Genomic DNA, 17,654 nt, shown 5'->3' on the forward strand with positions numbered 1-17,654 from the left:
ATCAGACCAGCACGGAATCGGCCCGCAGATCGCGTGGAGTGATCAGTCCCGAGCCCGCGGGCGCATGAGCCGGATCGCTGCCCAGCTCGACGGGCCGGTTCTTCTCGTCGACGAACACGACCCTCGGCGCGTAGTCGGCAACTTCCTGCTCGTTCATCACGCCGTAGGCGATCAGGATGACCAGATCACCCGGGTTCACCAGATGGGCTGCAGCGCCGTTGATTCCGATCACACCACTGCCGCGCTCACCGGTGATCACGTACGTTTCGAGCCGAGCACCGTTGTCGATGTCGACGATGGTGACCTGCTCGCCTTCGAGCAGGTCGGCTGCCTCCATCAGATCCTGATCGACTGTCACCGAGCCCACGTAATGCAGATCGGCGTGCGTGACGGTGGCGCGATGGATCTTGGACTTCATCATCGTTCGAAACATGTTGTGTCCTCAGCTCTTCGGATCGTCCGGGTACTCCAAGAAGCCGGTGCCGACGGCGACACCGACATTGTCGATCAGTCTCGTGGTACCCACCTTGGCCGCCACGAGCAGCCTGCCGTCCCCACGTTCGGGAGCCGGACCGAGATGCGGGTCGCGCACCTCCAGGTAGTCGACCTGCACCAGCGGAGCCTCGTCCAGAACGGCACGCGCTGTGGCGATGATGGCCTCGACTCCCCCGGCCGCGGCGTGCGCCCCGGCGACCAGCGCGGCCGACAGCGCCATCGCAGCGTCACGCTGCTCGGGGTCCAGATAGCGATTACGCGAGGACAGTGCGAGACCGTCCTGCTCACGCACCGTCGGAACCCCGATGACGGCGACGTCGAAGTTCAGATCACGCACCATCTGCCGGATCAGCGTCAGCTGCTGGTAGTCCTTTTCCCCGAAGTACGCGCGATGCGGAGCCGCGATCTGCAGCAGCTTGGCCACCACCGTGAGCATGCCCGCGAAATGCGTTGGCCTGCTTCCCCCTTCGAGCTCGGCCCCGAGTGGTCCCGGATGGACGGTGGTGCGCGGACCCGACGGGTACATATCCGATACAGACGGCGCGAAGACCAGCTCGACGCCCTCCTCACGCAGCAGTGCAACATCGGCGTCGAGGGTGCGCGGATACGCGTCGAGATCCTCGCCCACACCGAACTGCAACGGGTTGACGAAAATCGAGACGATCACCACGGCACCGGTGAGCTTGGCCTGCCGCACCAGCTGCAGATGACCGGCATGCAATGCACCCATGGTCGGCACCAGAGCGACCTGCTTGCCGACGCCTCGTAGCGCTTTCGACACCGACGTGATCACCGTGGGATCGTGATGAACCGTCAACTGCCCCTTCGTGTAGCTGCCCGCGAGGGTCATTGCTTTCCTTCCAGAATCTCGATCAGTTCGGCTGCCGCACCGATGCGCTGCGCAGACCGGAGCGACAGCGCCCGGTACCCGGCGGCGATCCGCGGATCCACTGCCCCGAGCACTTCGAGGTGCTTACCGACGGCTGCGGTATCGCCTCTGGCCACCGGACCGGTGAGTGCCGATTGCCCGTTGCGCAATGCGTTGTCCAATGCTGCTTCGAGCAGCGGAGCCAGAACACGCTCGGGCACACCACGTTCGGCGTCGGAACCGGGAAAACCCGGACCGGCCAATGCGACTCGAAGTGCCTCGACCGCGTCGACGACCAGTGTGACGAGATGATTGCTACCGTGCGCGAGGGCAGCGTGGTACAGCGCCCGATTGTTCTCGGCCACATGCACCGGCTCGCCGCCGATCTCGAGCACGAGAGCCTGTGCCACGGCGTAGCCGATCTCGTCACCCGCGGTGATGCCGAAGCACGCCGCCGTCATCCGGTCGGTGTCCTCGGCTCTGCCGCTGAACGTCATGGCCGGGTGGATCGCCAGTGGCACGGCTCCGAGGGCGGTCAGCGGTTCGAGCACCGAGACTCCGTTCGCACCGGAGGTGTGCACTACGAGTTTCCCCGGCGCCACCGCACCGGTGGCCGCCAATCCGGCGACGATCGACGCCAGTTCGTTGTCCGGGACGGCGAGAACGAGCAACTCTGCGCGGCGAGCCACCTCGTCGACCGGCAGAACCTGCGACTCGGGCAACCGGTCACGCACCCGAGCAAGCGATGCGTCCGACACAGCGGCAGCACCGACCACGACATGCCCGACGCGTTCGAGCGCCTCACCGAATGCGGTACCCACCCGACCGGCCGAGACGACACCCACCGTCAATCGAGCCGGAGACAGACCACCAGTGAACCCTGATGAGGTCACCGAAAACTTCCTCTCGTTCGTTCCAGTCCCGCGCGGCGGGTACCAGACGTCCTGCAGGGAACAATAGCGACCGTGAGCCCTCGCGGGCCATGGATGAGCGGTGTGATCTGGTTCTCAGTCTGCGCGACGGCGACGGCGACGCGTGCCTGCATCGGTGGTCGTGGTGTCGGCCGAGTCGCCGCCGGCCAGACCGGCCATGATCTCTGCGACGGATCGGCCGTTCGAGTGTGCGCCGGTGGCATCCTCGTCGGTCGACTCCGCACGCCGACGACCGCGCCGGGGCGTGACGTCCTCGGCGGGTGTCTCGTAGTCGCGCTCGGTCGAGAAGAATGCGTCTGCCGACTCGCGCAACGAATTACGGGATGCCGGGTACTGGTCGCCGTCCTGGGCCGATTCCGATCCGTATGCAGGCTCGGGCTCGTGGGGTTCGGCCGGTTCCGAATACGCCTCCAATGGGTTTGTATCGGCCTGGGAGGTCTCGGCGGGCTGCGGTTCGTAGTCCGTCGCCGGTTCCGCCTCCGCCGCCGGCGGGCGCGCCTGCTCGAAGTTGTACGCGGTGAAGGGCGAGCTGGGCGGTGTGACACGCGCGGCAGGCCTCGGTGCGCTGTACGGGCGCGCCTGCGCTGCAGGACGCTCGTACGAGTCGCTCTCGTCCGCTACCGGTGAATCCGCTTCGTACCTCGGCTCCTCCGACTCGAACGAGTTCTCGGCGTACGCATCCTGCACCCCTGGTGCCGTCGACGCGGCCGTTGCCTGCGGCATCTCTTCCGGATCGTCCGGGTACACCACCGATGTTTCGGCAGTGACCGGCTCGTCGTACGGAGTTCCGACGCCGTTGAGGCCGTGTCCCGGAGCCATCGGACCGTTGCCGTTGCCACCACCCGGCACGTACAGGCCGGACGGGGCGGGCTGATAGCTGTCGTAGCGTCGACCGCCGAGTTCTTGCATTCTCATCGCCTCTGCCCGAAGCGCGACGCGCTCGGTCGGCAAATTGCCGTCGAACAGCACCTGCAGATTCTGGCGGAGCGCGGCGAGTTCGTTGCGCAGTGCTGCGACTTCGTCGATCTCCATCTGCGATTCGCTGCGTACCCGAGCCTCGACGCTCATCTCGTACTCGCGTCGTGCCGAGATCTCCCGGGCCAACTGCAGCTCGTAGACCGTTTGCAGATCCTTGGCCTTGGTCTGGTCGGCGGCCGCCTCGCGGCGATACTTCGTCATCGCGAAGGCACCGATCACCGCGGCCCACAGAGCCGACAGAACACCGACCCTCATCCACTGGACGCTCTCGGTGAACAGCAGGAACACGCTGGCGACGATCCCCAGAACGACGAGCGCCGCGAGAAACAGCTGGCTCGCACTACGCCTGTTACGGCGCCCCTTCTTTGCGCGAGTCTGATCTGTCATGTTCACAAGGGTAACCGGCAAATCGTTCGCAAATAGTCATCCTCGACCGATCACTTACACAACCGAGGTAACAATCAAATGTTTCGTGCGTTACCGAGAACGCTCGTCGTCCCGCTCTTTCGGAGTACGGCAGCACTGTTCCAACCACACTGCAGCAGCGACGACGGCCACCGCAGCGACCAGCGCCACGATCGCTCCGGCCCGATCCGACGACGCGGCACGCACCGTCGCCGCACGCGGCATCACGTACACCAGAAACCCCACGCACACCCCCGCGACGGCGGTCCCCACCAGCATCGATGCCTTCGCCAGCACCAGGGCCCGGTAGACCGTCAGCGGATGCAGATCGTGCAGTCCGGTGCCCACCCGATGTTCGGCGATGCGAGTGCGAACGATCACCGCCGTCACCACTTCCACCACTGCCACCAGATACAACGACGCCCCGGCGTACACCGGAATCGGCGGCAACGAACCGTAGAAAACCCGTACGAGCAGCCACGTGCCGACCGAGGCGACCAGGAAAAGACCCAAAACATCCCAGAACTTCGTGGGATTGGTCACCACGACCCATCACCGACGCTTTCTTGCTCGATCACTCCCGCGCGCTCCTCCGGGCTCAGTCGCGCGAGCAACTCGGTCACCGGCACGTCGTCGTCGTCGAGGCGCAGGGTGGCGTCGGGTTCGACGTCCAGCCACGGCAGCAGGACGAACGCCCGCTCGTGCGCACGGGGATGGGGAAGGATCAGGCGAGGATCCTCGCTCACCACGTCGTCGCACACCACCACGTCCACGTCCAGGCTGCGCGGTCCCCATCGCTGCACCCGAACGCGATCGGCCGCTTCCTCGAGCCGCTGTCCCAGGTGCAGCCAATCCCAGGGGTCGTATGCATCGTCCTCGGCCACCACGACGGCGTTGAGGAAGTCCTGCTGCTCGACGCCACCCCAGGGAGCCGATCGGTAGACGGGCGAGCAGGCCACCACCCGCGATCCCAGTTCTGCTGTCACAGAACGCAAGTGACTCAGCGAATCGCCGATGTTGCTGCCGATGGACAGCACCGCCCGGCTCACGATCGCTCCCGGTACGCCACCACGGCAACGTCTCGGAAGGTCAGCGGGATGGGGGCCGACGGCTTGTGCAGCACCACCTCCACCGCGTCGACCCGGGAGTCGTATGCCAGCACGACCTCGGCGATCTCGGCCGACACCGTCTCGATCAGGTCCCGAGGCGGTCCCGAGATCACTGCCGCAGCCCGCTCGGCCAGTTCGCCGTAGTGCAGCGTCCGGGTCAGATCGTCCGTCTCGGCTGCCGGACGCAGATCCATCCATACGGTGATGTCGACTACGAAGTCCTGGCCGTCTCGCTTCTCGAAGTCGAAGACTCCGTGGTTGCCGCGCACCGTCAGGCCGCGCAGTTCGATGCGGTCGCCGCGACGCGTACCGAGGCCGTCGGGTCCACTGCTCTCGCTCATGCCCGATCACCCTGCCATGCCCGGACGACGGCGACCGCGTCGAGTGATGCCTGGACGTCGTGTACCCGCACACCCCACGCTCCCCCGGCGACGGCGAGCGCCGACACCACGGCGGTAGCGATCTCGCGTCCGTCCGGCGGCCGCGGAGAACCGTCTTCTTCGGCCAGCAGCGATCCGAGAAATCGCTTGCGTGAGGCACCGACGAGTACCGGGAACCCGGCCGCCACCAGCTCGGGTAGCCCGCGGAGCAGTTGCCAGTTGTGCTGGGCGTTCTTGGCGAAGCCGAGGCCAGGATCGAGCACGAGCGCCGATTCGTCGACCCCCGCGGCCATCGCATGGTCGACCTGTTCGAGCAGCTCACTGCGCACGTCGGCGACCACGTCGTCGTACCGATCCGCCGGACCGGCGTGCCGGTACTCGGACCCGGCCGCGCGCCAGTGCATCAGGATCCACGGCAACCGGCCGTCCGCGACCACCCGTGCCATCGCCGAATCGGCCCGGCCGCCCGAGACGTCGTTCACTATCGAGACCCCGGCCTCGATAGCGGCCTCAGCGACGGAGGCGCGCATCGTGTCGACGCTGGTGACCACGCCTTCGGCAGCCAGCGCGCTGATCACCGGTGCCACACGCCGAGCCTCGACGGTCGGATCGATCCGGTCGGCCCCGGGACGCGTCGACTCGCCACCGACGTCGACGATGTCGACTCCGCGACGATGCATCGCCAATCCGTGTTCGACGGCAGCATCGACGTCGAGGTACCGACCACCGTCGGAGAAGGAGTCGGCGGTGACGTTGAGAACGCCCATGACGACGGGGGCCGGAGGGATACTCCGCGCGAGGCTCATCGGGAATCGACCGCGTGCGTCATTTCCGGAGAATCAGGTCCAGTGCTTCCGAACGCGATGCCGCGCTGGACTGCAGCAAACCGCGCACGGCCGAGGTGGTGGTGCTGGCACCCGGCTTGCGAATTCCGCGCATGGCCATGCACAGGTGCTCGGCCTCGATCACGACGATCGCCCCGCGCGGATCGAGCTTGCGCATCAACGCATCCGCGATCTGGCTGGTCAGACGTTCCTGTACCTGTGGGCGCTTGGCGTACATGTCGACCACCCGGGCGAGCTTCGAAAGGCCGGTGACCTTGCCGCTCTTGCCGGGGATGTATCCGACGTGTGCGACGCCGTGGAACGAAACCAGGTGGTGCTCGCACGTGGAGAACATCGGGATGTCGCGGACGAGCACCAGTTCCTGATGTCCCTCGTCGAACGTCGTGTTCAGCGCCGTATCCGGGTCGGTGTAGAGCCCGGCGAAGATCTCGCGGTACGAGCGCGCGACGCGTGCCGGAGTATCGAGCAGGCCCGGGCGATCGGGGTCCTCACCCACGGCGATCAACAACTCACGCACGGCCGCCTCGGCGCGAGGCTGATCGAAGACAGCGCCGGTGGCATAGGCAACCGTCTGTTCGACTGCTCGCTGGTCGACTGCCGGGACTTCTGCCGAGTCGCTGGTCGACTCGTCGGTCCGATTGACTGACACGTGAACGTACCTCCGGTTGGGCTCCACGAATGTGACAGCTGCGCCGCCCGTACAACGGTCCTGCAAGGACTGTCGCGTCGGCGCAGCATGATTCGAAAAACGTACTGGGCCGACCATGACGGTCGACCCAGTAAGCCTAATGATCGGCCTAGCGGTAAGAGCCGCCCGGCCCTTCCCAGCGCTGCGTCTGCGGACCTTCGCCGCCGTCGGACTCGTCTCGATCGTCGCGCTGCGAGTCGGACGGTGCACCCTCCGACCGGCCGTCGCCGGGAAGCGGGTAGTTCTGCGACGGACTCGGCACCTCCCAGGTGGGAGCCGACGGTTCGTCCTGCGCAGAACCGTCCGGGTTGTCTGCGTACGGAGGCTCGTGCCGAGACGCCCGCCCCTGGTCCCGCGTGTCCGGCCGGAACGGATCCGGCTGATACTGCGGGGGCTGGTACGCCTGCTGGCCGGTCGGCGGCTGATACGACTGCGGCTGCTGGTACGTCGGATGCTGCCGGTAGGCCGGCGGCTGACCTTGCGGCGGCTCGTACCGGTTCTGGTCCGGTCGATCCGACTCCGGCTGCTCGCGATTCGGCTGATTCTGGACCGGCGGAGTGGTCGGACCCTGGTAGCGCGGAACCGACGGCTGATCGCGCGGCGGCCAGCCCGGGGCCGACCATCCGGCCGGAGCGCCGTAATCGGGCCGCGAGCCCTGACCGGGTCCGCTCGGACGAGGTTCCGGTCGGCGATAGCCTTCGGAATGTCCGCCTCCGTTGGGAGCGCCACCGTATGGGCCACCACCGTTGACCGGGCCGCCGTAGCTCCCATTGGGACCACCGTTGTTGGGGACCCCACCGTTGTGGCCGCCGCCGTTGTATTCACCGGTGGCAGGAGCGCTGCGCCGACCGTTGCCGGTGTTCGGTGCGTTGACGTCTCCGGTGTTCGGTGCACCGTTGACCGGGCCGCCGTTGGTTGGGCTGCCGTTGTACGCGTTGCTTCCGTTCTGGTAGCCACCCTTGCTCAGCTGCGGCGAACCGGAGTAGCTGGGCTGCGGAACCTGTTGCGGCGGAAGCTGTTTCGGTGCCGGCGGTACCGGAGGCCACGGCTCGCCGCGCTCGGCGGCGAGTTCGCGAGGAGTCTTCACCGGTGGCTTGTCCGAGGGCTTGCGGTCACCGAAGTCGTTGAACAAGGTGATGCGCGGGCGCTTGGTGACGCTGTGGAAGATCTTCTCGAGGTCCTTGCGGGTGAGCGTCTCGCGTTCGAGCAGCTCCGAGGCCAAGGTGTCGAGCAGGTCGCGGTACTCGTTGAGGATGGCCCACGCCTCGGTGTGCGCCGCCTCGATGAGCTTGCGCACCTCCTCGTCGATCTCACGGGCGACCTCGTGTGAGAAGTCGGACTGCTGACCCATCGAACGGCCGAGGAACGGGTCGCCCTGCTCCTGCCCGTATCGGACGGCTCCGAGCTTGCTGCTCATGCCGTACTCGGTGACCATCGCGCGGGCGATCTTCGTGGCCTGGTCGATATCGGAGGACGCACCGGTGGTCGGCTCGTGGAAAACGAGCTCCTCCGCTGCGCGTCCGCCCATGGCCATGACGAGACGAGCGATCATCTCCGACCGCGTCATCAAGCCCTTGTCGTCCTCGGGCACGGTCATCGCGTGGCCGCCGGTACGGCCGCGAGCGAGGATGGTGACCTTGTAGACGGGCTCGATGTCGGGCATCGCCCACGCGGCGAGGGTGTGTCCACCCTCGTGGTACGCGGTGATCTTGCGCTCGTGCTCGCTGATGATGCGGCTCTTGCGGCGCGGACCGCCGACGACGCGGTCCACCGATTCCTCGAGCGAGGCCTCGGTGATCACTGTGCCGTTCTCGCGAGCGGTGAGCAGTGCCGCCTCGTTGATGACGTTGGCCAGATCGGCACCCGACATTCCGACGGTTCGCTTGGCGAGTCCCTCGAGGTCTGCGTCCTGCGCGACGGGCTTGCCTGCCGAGTGCACCTTCAGGATCGCTCGACGGCCGGCCAGGTCGGGGGCACCGACCGGGATCTGGCGGTCGAACCGGCCCGGACGCAGCAGGGCGGGGTCGAGGATGTCGGGTCGGTTGGTGGCGGCGATGAGGATGACGCCGGTGCGCTCACCGAAGCCGTCCATCTCGACGAGGAGCTGGTTGAGCGTCTGCTCGCGCTCGTCGTGCCCGCCGCCCATACCCGCGCCGCGCTGACGGCCGACGGCGTCGATCTCGTCCACGAAGATGATGCAGGGACTGTTCTGCTTGGCCTGCTCGAAGAGGTCGCGCACACGGGATGCACCGACACCGACGAACATTTCGACGAAGTCCGAGCCAGAGATGGTGAAGAACGGAACGCCCGCCTCGCCTGCGACGGCGCGAGCGAGCAGCGTCTTGCCGGTTCCGGGAGGGCCGTACAGCAGCACGCCGCGCGGAATCTTGGCACCGAGCGCCTGGTAGCGGGCCGGGTTCTGCAGGAAGTCCTTGATCTCGTAGAGCTCTTCGACTGCCTCGTCCGCACCTGCGACATCGGCGAACGTGGTCTTGGGCATGTCTTTCGTCAGCTGCTTGGCCTTGGACTTGCCGAAGCCCATGACGCCGCCGCGGCCGCCACCCTGCATACGGCTCATCACGAAGATGATCACGCCGAGGATCAGCACCATCGGCAGGATCAACAGCAGGAACGAGCTGAACCAGCTCTCCTGGGTGACGGTGGTGTTGTAGCTGGTCAGGCCTTGCGAGTCGACCTTGTCGAAGATCTGCTCGGACGCCGAGTCCGGGTACTTCGCGATGATCTTCGTCTCGTTGCCGGTCGCGTCGGACGCCTCTTTGAGCGTCAGCCGAATCTGTTGCTCACGGTCGTCGATCTGCGCGGACTCGACGTTGCGGTCGTCCAGCTGGGCGATCGCCACCGAGGTGTCGACCGTCTTCCAGTCCCGCGTGTCGTTACCGAAGTAACTGAAGGCATAGATCACCAACAGAATGCCGAAAACGATGGCAAGATTTCGTATTACTGTCTTCCGATTCATACAGCTTCAGCCGAGTCGGCCGTGTCCTTTCAGTCCGCTCCAGCGCGCTGGCTGCTCCCTGCCCGCCGGATGCTCCAGGCTACCGCGAGACTCGGACATCGGACTCGCTCATACCTGGCGCTCTGCGTCCACGCACCTGTCGGCGTCGACGCTTCTTCCCCTCCAACGACCGCACTCCCCCGGCAGTTCCCCGCCTGTCGGGCACACTATCCGCATCGATGGACCCTTGCACACGTCTCGGCGCGGCAATGGTCCATTCACGCGGGTCCATTCACGCGGACGGGGCGGACCAGAAGAACGGACTCAGCTGTAGACCTTGGGATCCAGCAGGCCGATGTACGGCAGATCCCGGTAACGCTCGTTGTAGTCGAGGCCGTATCCGACGACGAACTCGTTGGGGATGTCGAAGCCCACGTTCGCGACCTCGACGTCGACCTTGATGGCGTCGGGCTTGCGCAGCAGCGTCACCACCGACAACGAGGCAGGTGAACGGGTCGCGAGATTGCGCTTGAGCCAGCTCAGCGTCAGACCGGAGTCGATGATGTCCTCGACGATCAGCACGTGGCGTCCGGTGATGTCGCGGTCGAGGTCCTTGAGAATCCGGACGACACCGGAGGACGACGTCGACGACCCGTAAGAGCTGACTGCCATGAACTCGAGCTGCGCGGGGATCGGCAGGGCCCGGGCGAAGTCGGTCATGAACATGATCGCGCCCTTGAGGACGCCGACCAGCAACAGGTCGCCTTCCGGCGCACCTTCGGGGTACCGCTCGGCGATCTCTTCTGCGAGTTCCGCAGTGCGCGCTTTGATCTGTTCCTCGGAAATGAGAACCGATTCGATGTCGCCCTCGTACACGGGGTTTCCCTTCATTCGTTCTCCAGGCCGACGCTCAGCCTGCCATGTCGACGCGAGCACACCAACCTGGCGTCGGGCGTTCCACCTGGCAGCGCGACTCCGCCCTGCCCGGTCCACCGTCCGACGAGGGCGTCGACGGCTCGAATCTGCCGATCGGTCAGCGACGTCACACCTCGGCCGAGCAACCAACGACGCAGCACGCGGCGGCGAATCGCGGTGTCGAGCGAGTCGACCGAGGACACCTCCAGTTCCGATGCACCTACCCCGACGACGGATTCGGCGAGCGCGTCGAGCACCCGACCGTCCTCACGCAGCTGCTCCGCCGTTCGCGCGAGCGCAGCGGCGACGCCACCGCCGAGCACGTCCTCGAGCAACGGCAACACCTCGTGGCGCAACCGCACCCTGGTGAAATCGGTATCGGTGTTGTGCGGATCCTCGAACGGTTCCAGCCCGAGCTCGGCGCAGGCAGCCCTGGTCACGCTTCGCCGAACTCCGAGCAGCGGCCGTCCCCACGGGGCGTCGAATGCCGTCATACCGGCAATCGACCGCGGCCCCGATCCGCGGCCCAGCCCGAGCAGCACCGTCTCGGCTTGGTCGTCGAGGGTGTGCGCCACCAGCACCGACGCGTCGCCGCGCGCGCGATTCAAGGCGTCGTACCTGGCCCTGCGGGCGGCGGCTTCCGTCCCACCCGAACCGGTGACGTGCACCCGCAGCACGCGAGCGTCCTCGACGCCGAGATCGCGAGCTCGTACCGCGGCGGTTGCGGCGACCTCGGCCGAGCCGTCCTGCAGGCCGTGGTCGACGATCAGCGCACGCACGTTCGGAGCCTCGGCCACCGTGGCTGCCGTCAAGGCCAACGAATCCGCGCCGCCGGACAGCCCGACGGCAACCGGACCGGGATGGGCCGCCAGCCACGCCCGCACCATGTGCCGGATCTCGAGCAGCGCGGGGCCCTCGGGCAGCAGCGTGGGCATCAGCCCAGAACTCGGGCGATCCAGGCGTCCGGGTCCTCGATTTCCGACAGCAGCGGCAGCGTGTCGGGGCCCGTCCACACGGTGTTGAACCGTTCCATCCCCACCGCGGTGACGACGTGATCGACGAACGCCTTGCCGCGGACGTACTGCGCCATCTTGGCGTCCATACCCAGCAATGCCCGGATGACGCGTTGGAGCGGGCTGACCTTGCGTCGACGCCGTTGGTCGAACGCGCTGCGAATCTGCGTCACGGTCGGCACGACGGCCGGTCCGACGGCGTCCATCACGTGGTCGGCGTGGCCTTCGAGCAGGGTGCCGAGCACCAGGAGCCGGTCGATGGCGTCGCGCTGCGGCTGCGGTTGGGTGGCCCGCAGGAGGCCGACGATGCCGGCATCCTCGGATCTGGAGGTCCCGCTCGGATTCTTGCGGGCCTTCAGTGCACCGGTCAGGCGGTTGGCGACCTCGGAGAGCGGCTCGTCGGTGCCGGCGGAGAGCACCCCCACGTTCTCGCGCATGTAGCCGCCGAGCCACGGCGCAGAGGAGAACTGCACTCGATGCGTCACTTCGTGCAGGCAGACCCACAAGCGAAAGTCGCTGGGCGACACCCGAAGTGCACGTTCGACGGCAATCACGTTCGGAGCGACGAGGAGCAACGTTCCGTTCTCGCCGGTGAACGGGTCGTACTGTCCGAGGATGGCGCTGGAGAGAAACGCCAGCATCGCTCCGGCTTGCAATCCCGCAGGCTTTCCGCCGAGCAGCCCGGTGGGCGGCGTACCGTCCTTGTCTCCGGTGAGGTGCTTCATCGACGCCGCAGCCGCGGCGATCCACCCTGCGCGATCGACCACCTGGGCGTCGGGCACGGGAAGTCCGTCGGCCAGACCGGTGGTCTCGCGAACCGGCCCCTCGGCTCGAATCGATGCGGCAGCAAGCTCTTCCACGGCGGCGTCGGCGGTGTAGCGCGAGGTGGCAGGACCCTTGCGGGCCAGCTTGGCTCCGGTCTTGGCCGCAACAGCCCAATCGACGGCACCGGCAAAGCCGGACGTGCTTTCGTTCTCGTCGGCGCTCGTTGCTGCTGCGGAGTTCACTGGCAACCACACAATCTCAAGGTCGATGCCACGGCATCGAGGGCGGGGCGACTGGCCTCGGGCGGCCGGTCGTTCGACATCAGCGCGAAGGTCAGTACACGGCCGTCGACATCGACGACGTATCCCGCCAGTGCGCTTGCGGCAGAGAGGGTTCCGGTCTTGGCCCGCACCCAACCCGCTCCGGTTCGATCCCCCGAGGCGTACCGATCCGACAACGTTCCGGTCGCACCGGCGACAGGAAGATAGTCGAGCATCGGACGTAGCGTCGGCTGCTCCGTTCCGGCAGCCGAGGTCAGTACCTGATCGAGCAGTCTGGCCGGGATCTTGCCGTCCACCGACAGGCCGCTGGCGTCCTGCAGCATCAGACCGGACATGTCGAAGCCGGCCGAATACAGGGTCTGACCGATCGCCGCGACCGCTCCGGAAAAGCTTGCCGCCGTGTTGATCTCGATCGAGAGTTCACGTCCGACGGCCTCGGCCAGCACGTTGTCGGAGCGATAGATCATCTGCTGCAGGCGATTTCGCAGAGGAGCGGACTGCACCGAGGCGAGCTGGTCGGCCCCCTCGGTGGCCGTGCCCGTCGTCACCGCGGCCGGGTCGACGCCCAAGCCCGCGGCCAGTGCACGGCCCGCATCCAGTGCCGGGGTGGTGCTGCGCGGCGACTCGTCGACGAGCGGCTGTGACCGTCCGCCGTCGAGCATGATCGGTTCGATCGGCGTGATCGATCCGGCGGCGATGTCCGCCGGAAACCAGCCCTGCGCCATCGTGTCACCGGAGTAGATCGAGGTATCGACGCTGATGCTGCGCACGTCGGTTCCGCTGCGGCGGATCTGCTCCACGAGGTCGTCGATACGCGCAGCACCGGGATAGAAGCCGTCGGTACCGACCGGCAGGGCGGTCAGAGTCGGGTCGCCGCCGGCGATCAGCACGATGTTGCCCTCACCGCTGCCGCGAACCACGCGGGTGGTGACGCGGTGGTCTGCGGGGAGCTCGAGCATTGCCGCCGCCGCGGTGAGCACCTTGGTGGTCGAGGCGGGCGTCATCGGCGTATCGGGGTTCTGGGACCACAGGACCTCGCCGGTCTGCGCATCGGCGACGGTTCCGGTGAACGTGCCGAGGTCGGGATCGTCGATGACTCGGGCCAGGGCACCCGCCAGACCGGCGGAGCTGGGCGATGGGGCCGTCTCGGGGAACGGGGTGATCAACGGGTTCGGCATCACCGTCTCGGGTGGGGGCTCGATCGCGGTCTCGGCACCGTCGGATACCGACGGCAGTACGAGCGCGGCGGTCGTCGCGGCGAGGATCACCACGAACAGGGCACACAACGTCAGGATCACGCGCTTCTTCCTGCGCCGTCGGCCCGCTGTGGGGCCGAGGAACCGCCGTGTCAGCCCCGCCACTGTTCCTCCGTATCTGCCGTGGTCGTACCCACGATCGTTCAGTCAACAGTATCCTCGGGTCCGGTAGCCTTGCGCCGCCACCATCGACACATTCGCAACGGTTCGGGCCCGATCGGGCTCGGACGAAGACAGTGAGGACTGCACGTGCCGTTCGACGTCACCATCGAGATCCCCAAGGGGCAGCGCAACAAGTACGAGGTCGACCACGTCACCGGACGTGTTCGACTCGACCGCTACCTCTACACCGCGATGGCGTATCCAGCCGATTACGGCTTCATCGAGAACACGCTCGGCGAGGACGGCGATCCACTCGACGCACTGGTCCTGCTGCCCGAGTCGGTCTACCCGGGTGTCATCGTCGAGGCACGCCCAGTGGCGATGTTCAAGATGGTCGACGAGGCAGGCGGCGACGACAAGGTGCTGTGCGTCCCGGCCGGCGACACCCGTTGGGATCACATCCAGGATCTGAGCGACGTCTCGACGTTCGAGCTCGACGCGATCAAGCACTTCTTCGTTCATTACAAGGATCTCGAACCCAACAAGCACGTCACCGGGGCAGACTGGGTGGGGCGTGCAGAAGCCGAGGCCGAAATCGCTGCATCATTCAAGCGCTTGACGGACAATCCGGGTCACTGATCGTTTCGGCACCACACAACTCGTCTCGGCCACGCGCCGACGAAACACAGCTTGGGGAGACCTATGACCGACAGCAGTTCCAACGGCACCGCCGGTGATCGGCGCAATCTCGACTCGCGGCCGATCTCGGATCCGACGCAGTTTCCCGATCTGCCGGTGACGGTTGTGCTCGACCGGATTCCGGTGCCGATCCTCGCTGTCGACCCAGGCGGTGTCATCGTGTTCGCCAACGAGGCCTTCGACGACCTGTTCGGTCTCGACCGCACGGAACGCGTGGACTTCCACCTGCACGACATCTTTCCCGACCGGGCACCGGAGGGTGTCAATGTCGCGGACATGTTCCTCACGACCGTGGCCACCCGCGCGGATTCCCTGTGGCGGATGACCGACAAGACCGGTGATGTCGTTCAGGTGCGTGCCAGCAAGTCCATTCTGCGGCGCACCGAGGACACGATCGTGCTGGTCGCGCTGGAGGATTTCACCGATCAGTTGTGGAACGACCCCAAGAGCGCCTTGCGCTGATCGTTTCTCCCCGGACGAGACACGGTGTATGTCGGCGAATCAGTTGCCGACATACACCGTCGTTCTGTTTCCGCCCGCGTTCTTCGACTCGTACATCGCCGTGTCGGCATCGAGCAGAACGTTGTGCAGCAGGTCCGCACCACAACCTGACACCGCGGCTGCCGACCAGCGGCCGCCGTCGATCATCGCCACGCCGACGCTGACCGTCACCGGCACCTCGTCGACCGGATCGTGGACGGATCCGCGGATGTCGTCGGCAATTCGGTGCGCGGCGGTTTCCGTGACCGGTAGCGCGATGGTGAACTCCTCACCGCCGGTGCGGGCCACACACGGCCGCGTGCCCGTGGCGGTCTTCAAACGACGAGCCGTGCGCCGCAGCACGTGGTCGCCCACCGCGTGGCCGTACGTGTCGTTGACCTGTTTGAACTGATCGAGGTCGACCACCATCAACGCCACCGAATGCTCCGAATCGAGCGAGGCCATCATGCGTTCGAGCCGAAGTTCCAGGCCGCGCCTGTTGAGCAGGCCGGTCAGCGAGTCGGTGTTGGCGAGATCGAGCTGGCGCTGAATCACTGCGCGAAACACCAGCACGGAATTCACCACCAGCAGCGTCACCAGGGTCCTGGCGGCGGTCGACGCCAGATCGTGCGAGTCCTCCGCCAATGCCAGCGCCGCCAGAACCACGACCACCACGTTGACGAACAGCATGTGGAATCCGAGCACTCGCCGCCGGGCGAAGTAAACGATGTAGATGCCGATCACCGCGAACAGAGCCGCCCCGTTCAGAGCCAGGTCGCGGCCGGCGAAGGTGAGCAGCATCGATGCAACGCCCACATCGGCGTACACCACGAACCACCCGGGCATGTGCGATGCATCCAGCGAACGACGAAGCCACCACGCCCCCACTGGGACGGTCGAGATCAACACCAGCAAACAGACGACCTTCGCCGTCGTACATGCAGGTCCGTCGGCGGAGAACATCGCGATGGCCCCGATCAGACCGAACGAGGGAACCAAGGCAGCGATCCCGAGGGCTACGCGACGTTCGAGCCTCACCGAGCCTGTTCGCGGCCCGCTCGCTCGACTGTGCGGCGGTCGATCGCGATCGTGTGACACCGCGCCCCCTCCGTCCGAACTGGCTGATCCGACTCGTCGCGCACCTCGACGACACGATCCGTTGTCGATTGTCGGCTGCTCAGACGCTACCTGCGCGTCGGCCTGGAATGTCCGGTCTCATTTGTTCGTAATCGGTCAAGAAACGATCGAGCAATGCCACCAGCGATGCCCGATCCTCGCGATCCCACCCCTCGATCACTCGACCGAGAGATTCGGTGCGGCGTTGCTGAATTGCCGCGGCCACGTCCTGACCCGACTGCGTCACGGCGAGAACGAAGGCCCTTCCGTCTCTCTCGTCGGGCACACGCTCGACATGCCCCCGGTCGACGAGTTGTGCCACCTGCCTGCTCACCGTCGACGGATCCGAGTTCACCACGGTGGCCAGCTCGCTCGACCTCATCGGCCCGTCCCGCAGCAGGCGGAACAAGCATACGTAAGCAGCACCGTCGACACCTCCCGACGACGAGATCTGAGCGATGTTCCGCTCGCGTAGGCGCTGCAATCGAACCAGCTGCGTGCCCAACTCCTCGGCGAACTCGACCACGTCAGCTACCGGTGAACTGAGCCGGCCGCTTCTCGAACACGGAGGTGACCGCCTCGGTCAGATCGTGCGAGGCGAGGAACGCGGCGTTCCACGCCGCGACGTACCGCAGCGAGTCGTCGACGCCGGAGGAGCGGGAATGGTCCAACACCGTCTTGATGCCCTGCACCACCAGCGGCGGATTCGAAGAGATGGCCGCTGCGCACTCGCGGGCGGCGGCGAGAGTGGCTTCGTGATCCTCGAACACGTCGTTGACCAGGCCGATCTTCTCGGCGCGGGCCGCGTCGATGTCCTTGCCCGTCAACGCGAGTTCACGCAGATGTCCGTCGCCGATGATCGCGGGGAGTCGGGCCAGGGAACCCATGTCGGCGACGATCGCGACCCGCACCTCTCGCACGCTGAACTTCGCGTCGGCGCTGGCGTATCGCACGTCGGCGGCCGTGATCAGATCGACGCCGCCGCCGATGCACCAGCCCTGTACCGCTGCGACGACGGGCTTGCGGCAGTCCGCAACCGCGTTGATCGCCTTCTGCATGGTCTTGATGGTGTCGTGAAATGTCGTCCGAGGAGCGGCCAACGCCTGGTCGGCCATGAGCGGACCGAACGTGCCTGCCATTGCGGCCAGGTCGAGTCCGTACGTGAAGTTCCTGCCGGAGCCGGCGAGCACGACTGCCCGAACCTCGGGATCGGCGTCCAGCTGCGCGAACAGCTCGGGGCTCTCGCTCCAGAAGTCCGGGCCCATGGCGTTGCCCTTGTTGGGTCCGAGGAGTGTCACATGCGCAATGTGGTCCGCGATCTCCACGGAGAAAGCATTCCAGGTACGTTCCGTCATGCCTGCGAGCCTAGCG

The 17,654-nt window shown here is 66.4% G+C and carries 19 protein-coding genes; 2 read left to right on the plus strand and 17 right to left on the minus strand.

Features of this window, described 5'->3' with window-relative positions; translation table 11 throughout:
• Nucleotide 1: 1 nt before the first annotated feature.
• The 14 genes from panD to dacB all read right to left on the minus strand — a co-directional run bounded on the left by panD (nt 2) and on the right by dacB (nt 13,991).
• Nucleotides 2–433, minus strand: a complete 432-nt coding sequence (gene panD, locus CH275_RS10695; RefSeq protein WP_032380718.1) for an aspartate 1-decarboxylase — start codon at nt 431–433, stop codon at nt 2–4.
• A 9-nt stretch (nt 434–442) separates the two neighbouring features.
• Complete coding sequence (gene panC, locus CH275_RS10700; RefSeq protein ID WP_094677905.1) at nt 443–1,345, minus strand: pantoate--beta-alanine ligase; 903 nt, start codon at nt 1,343–1,345, stop codon at nt 443–445.
• On the minus strand, nt 1,342–2,256 hold the full coding sequence (locus CH275_RS10705) for a Rossmann-like and DUF2520 domain-containing protein (RefSeq protein WP_094677907.1): 915 nt from the start codon (nt 2,254–2,256) through the stop codon (nt 1,342–1,344). Before CH275_RS10705 ends, panC begins: the two co-directional genes overlap by 4 nt.
• 114 nt (nt 2,257–2,370) lie before the next feature.
• Entirely contained in the window at nt 2,371–3,660 is a 1,290-nt protein-coding gene (locus CH275_RS10710) for a DUF6779 domain-containing protein (RefSeq protein ID WP_179276102.1), read from the minus strand.
• Between the two features lie 90 nt (nt 3,661–3,750).
• Nucleotides 3,751–4,221 (minus strand): DUF3180 domain-containing protein, encoded by a 471-nt coding sequence (locus tag CH275_RS10715; protein ID WP_094678643.1) that lies wholly within the window; start codon nt 4,219–4,221, stop codon nt 3,751–3,753.
• Nucleotides 4,218–4,727, minus strand: coding sequence for a 2-amino-4-hydroxy-6-hydroxymethyldihydropteridine diphosphokinase (gene folK / locus CH275_RS10720; RefSeq protein ID WP_094677909.1), 510 nt, complete (start codon nt 4,725–4,727; stop codon nt 4,218–4,220). Before folK ends, CH275_RS10715 begins: the two co-directional genes overlap by 4 nt.
• Complete coding sequence (folB, locus tag CH275_RS10725; protein ID WP_094677911.1) at nt 4,724–5,128, minus strand: dihydroneopterin aldolase; 405 nt, start codon at nt 5,126–5,128, stop codon at nt 4,724–4,726. The genes folK and folB overlap by 4 nt, the downstream gene beginning before the upstream one ends.
• Nucleotides 5,125–5,973 carry a dihydropteroate synthase gene (folP, locus tag CH275_RS10730; protein ID WP_179276103.1) on the minus strand — a complete coding sequence of 283 codons (849 nt, stop codon included), beginning with the start codon at nt 5,971–5,973 and terminating at the stop codon, nt 5,125–5,127. The genes folB and folP overlap by 4 nt, the downstream gene beginning before the upstream one ends.
• 19 nt (nt 5,974–5,992) lie before the next feature.
• On the minus strand, nt 5,993–6,661 hold the full coding sequence (gene folE, locus CH275_RS10735) for a GTP cyclohydrolase I FolE (protein ID WP_094677913.1): 669 nt from the start codon (nt 6,659–6,661) through the stop codon (nt 5,993–5,995).
• Between the two features lie 148 nt (nt 6,662–6,809).
• Complete coding sequence (ftsH, locus tag CH275_RS10740) at nt 6,810–9,677, minus strand: ATP-dependent zinc metalloprotease FtsH (protein WP_094677915.1); 2,868 nt, start codon at nt 9,675–9,677, stop codon at nt 6,810–6,812.
• A gap of 303 nt (nt 9,678–9,980) precedes the next feature.
• Nucleotides 9,981–10,532 (minus strand): hypoxanthine phosphoribosyltransferase, encoded by a 552-nt coding sequence (gene hpt / locus CH275_RS10745; RefSeq protein ID WP_094678647.1) that lies wholly within the window; start codon nt 10,530–10,532, stop codon nt 9,981–9,983.
• 11 nt (nt 10,533–10,543) lie between these two features.
• On the minus strand, nt 10,544–11,506 hold the full coding sequence (tilS, locus tag CH275_RS10750; RefSeq protein WP_094677917.1) for a tRNA lysidine(34) synthetase TilS: 963 nt from the start codon (nt 11,504–11,506) through the stop codon (nt 10,544–10,546).
• Complete coding sequence (locus tag CH275_RS10755) at nt 11,506–12,603, minus strand: zinc-dependent metalloprotease (protein WP_373453698.1); 1,098 nt, start codon at nt 12,601–12,603, stop codon at nt 11,506–11,508. The genes tilS and CH275_RS10755 overlap by 1 nt, the downstream gene beginning before the upstream one ends.
• The gene (dacB, locus tag CH275_RS10760) at nt 12,588–13,991 is read right to left on the minus strand and encodes a D-alanyl-D-alanine carboxypeptidase/D-alanyl-D-alanine endopeptidase (RefSeq protein WP_179276104.1); all 1,404 of its coding nucleotides are present in this window, start codon (nt 13,989–13,991) and stop codon (nt 12,588–12,590) included. The genes CH275_RS10755 and dacB overlap by 16 nt, the downstream gene beginning before the upstream one ends.
• A gap of 144 nt (nt 13,992–14,135) precedes the next feature.
• Between dacB and CH275_RS10765 the strand changes: the two genes are divergently transcribed.
• Both CH275_RS10765 and CH275_RS10770 read left to right on the plus strand, forming a co-directional pair.
• A complete protein-coding gene (locus CH275_RS10765) occupies nt 14,136–14,627 on the plus strand; it encodes an inorganic diphosphatase (RefSeq protein ID WP_032380124.1) in 492 nt (163 codons plus the stop codon).
• 63 nt (nt 14,628–14,690) lie between these two features.
• Complete coding sequence (locus CH275_RS10770; RefSeq protein WP_094677923.1) at nt 14,691–15,149, plus strand: PAS domain-containing protein; 459 nt, start codon at nt 14,691–14,693, stop codon at nt 15,147–15,149.
• Between the two features lie 39 nt (nt 15,150–15,188).
• Here the strand turns inward: CH275_RS10770 and CH275_RS10775 are convergent, their stop codons facing one another.
• From CH275_RS10775 to CH275_RS10785, 3 genes are all read right to left on the minus strand, one after another.
• Entirely contained in the window at nt 15,189–16,205 is a 1,017-nt protein-coding gene (locus CH275_RS10775) for a GGDEF domain-containing protein (protein WP_256990971.1), read from the minus strand.
• Nucleotides 16,206–16,344: 139 nt separating this feature from the next.
• Nucleotides 16,345–16,809 (minus strand): MarR family winged helix-turn-helix transcriptional regulator, encoded by a 465-nt coding sequence (locus tag CH275_RS10780; RefSeq protein ID WP_094677927.1) that lies wholly within the window; start codon nt 16,807–16,809, stop codon nt 16,345–16,347.
• A 1-nt stretch (nt 16,810) separates the two neighbouring features.
• Nucleotides 16,811–17,638, minus strand: a complete 828-nt coding sequence (locus tag CH275_RS10785; RefSeq protein ID WP_094677929.1) for a crotonase/enoyl-CoA hydratase family protein — start codon at nt 17,636–17,638, stop codon at nt 16,811–16,813.
• Nucleotides 17,639–17,654: the final 16 nt, after the last annotated feature.

This window comes from Rhodococcus sp. 06-235-1A, from assembly GCF_002258785.1.
Classification (GTDB): domain Bacteria; phylum Actinomycetota; class Actinomycetes; order Mycobacteriales; family Mycobacteriaceae; genus Rhodococcoides.

Excerpts from the sequence above, each read along its gene's own strand:
- panD (WP_032380718.1), bottom strand. The coding sequence starts at position 433 with ATGTTTCGAACGATGATGAAGTCCAAGATCCATCGCGCCACCGTCACG.
- panC (WP_094677905.1), bottom strand. The coding sequence starts at position 1,345 with ATGACCCTCGCGGGCAGCTACACGAAGGGGCAGTTGACGGTTCATCAC.
- CH275_RS10710 (WP_179276102.1), bottom strand. The coding sequence starts at position 3,660 with ATGACAGATCAGACTCGCGCAAAGAAGGGGCGCCGTAACAGGCGTAGT.
- folB (WP_094677911.1), bottom strand. The coding sequence starts at position 5,128 with ATGAGCGAGAGCAGTGGACCCGACGGCCTCGGTACGCGTCGCGGCGAC.
- folP (WP_179276103.1), bottom strand. The coding sequence starts at position 5,973 with ATGAGCCTCGCGCGGAGTATCCCTCCGGCCCCCGTCGTCATGGGCGTT.
- ftsH (WP_094677915.1), bottom strand. The coding sequence starts at position 9,677 with ATGAATCGGAAGACAGTAATACGAAATCTTGCCATCGTTTTCGGCATT.
- tilS (WP_094677917.1), bottom strand. The coding sequence starts at position 11,506 with ATGCCCACGCTGCTGCCCGAGGGCCCCGCGCTGCTCGAGATCCGGCAC.
- CH275_RS10770 (WP_094677923.1), top strand. The coding sequence starts at position 14,691 with ATGACCGACAGCAGTTCCAACGGCACCGCCGGTGATCGGCGCAATCTC.
- CH275_RS10785 (WP_094677929.1), bottom strand. The coding sequence starts at position 17,638 with ATGACGGAACGTACCTGGAATGCTTTCTCCGTGGAGATCGCGGACCAC.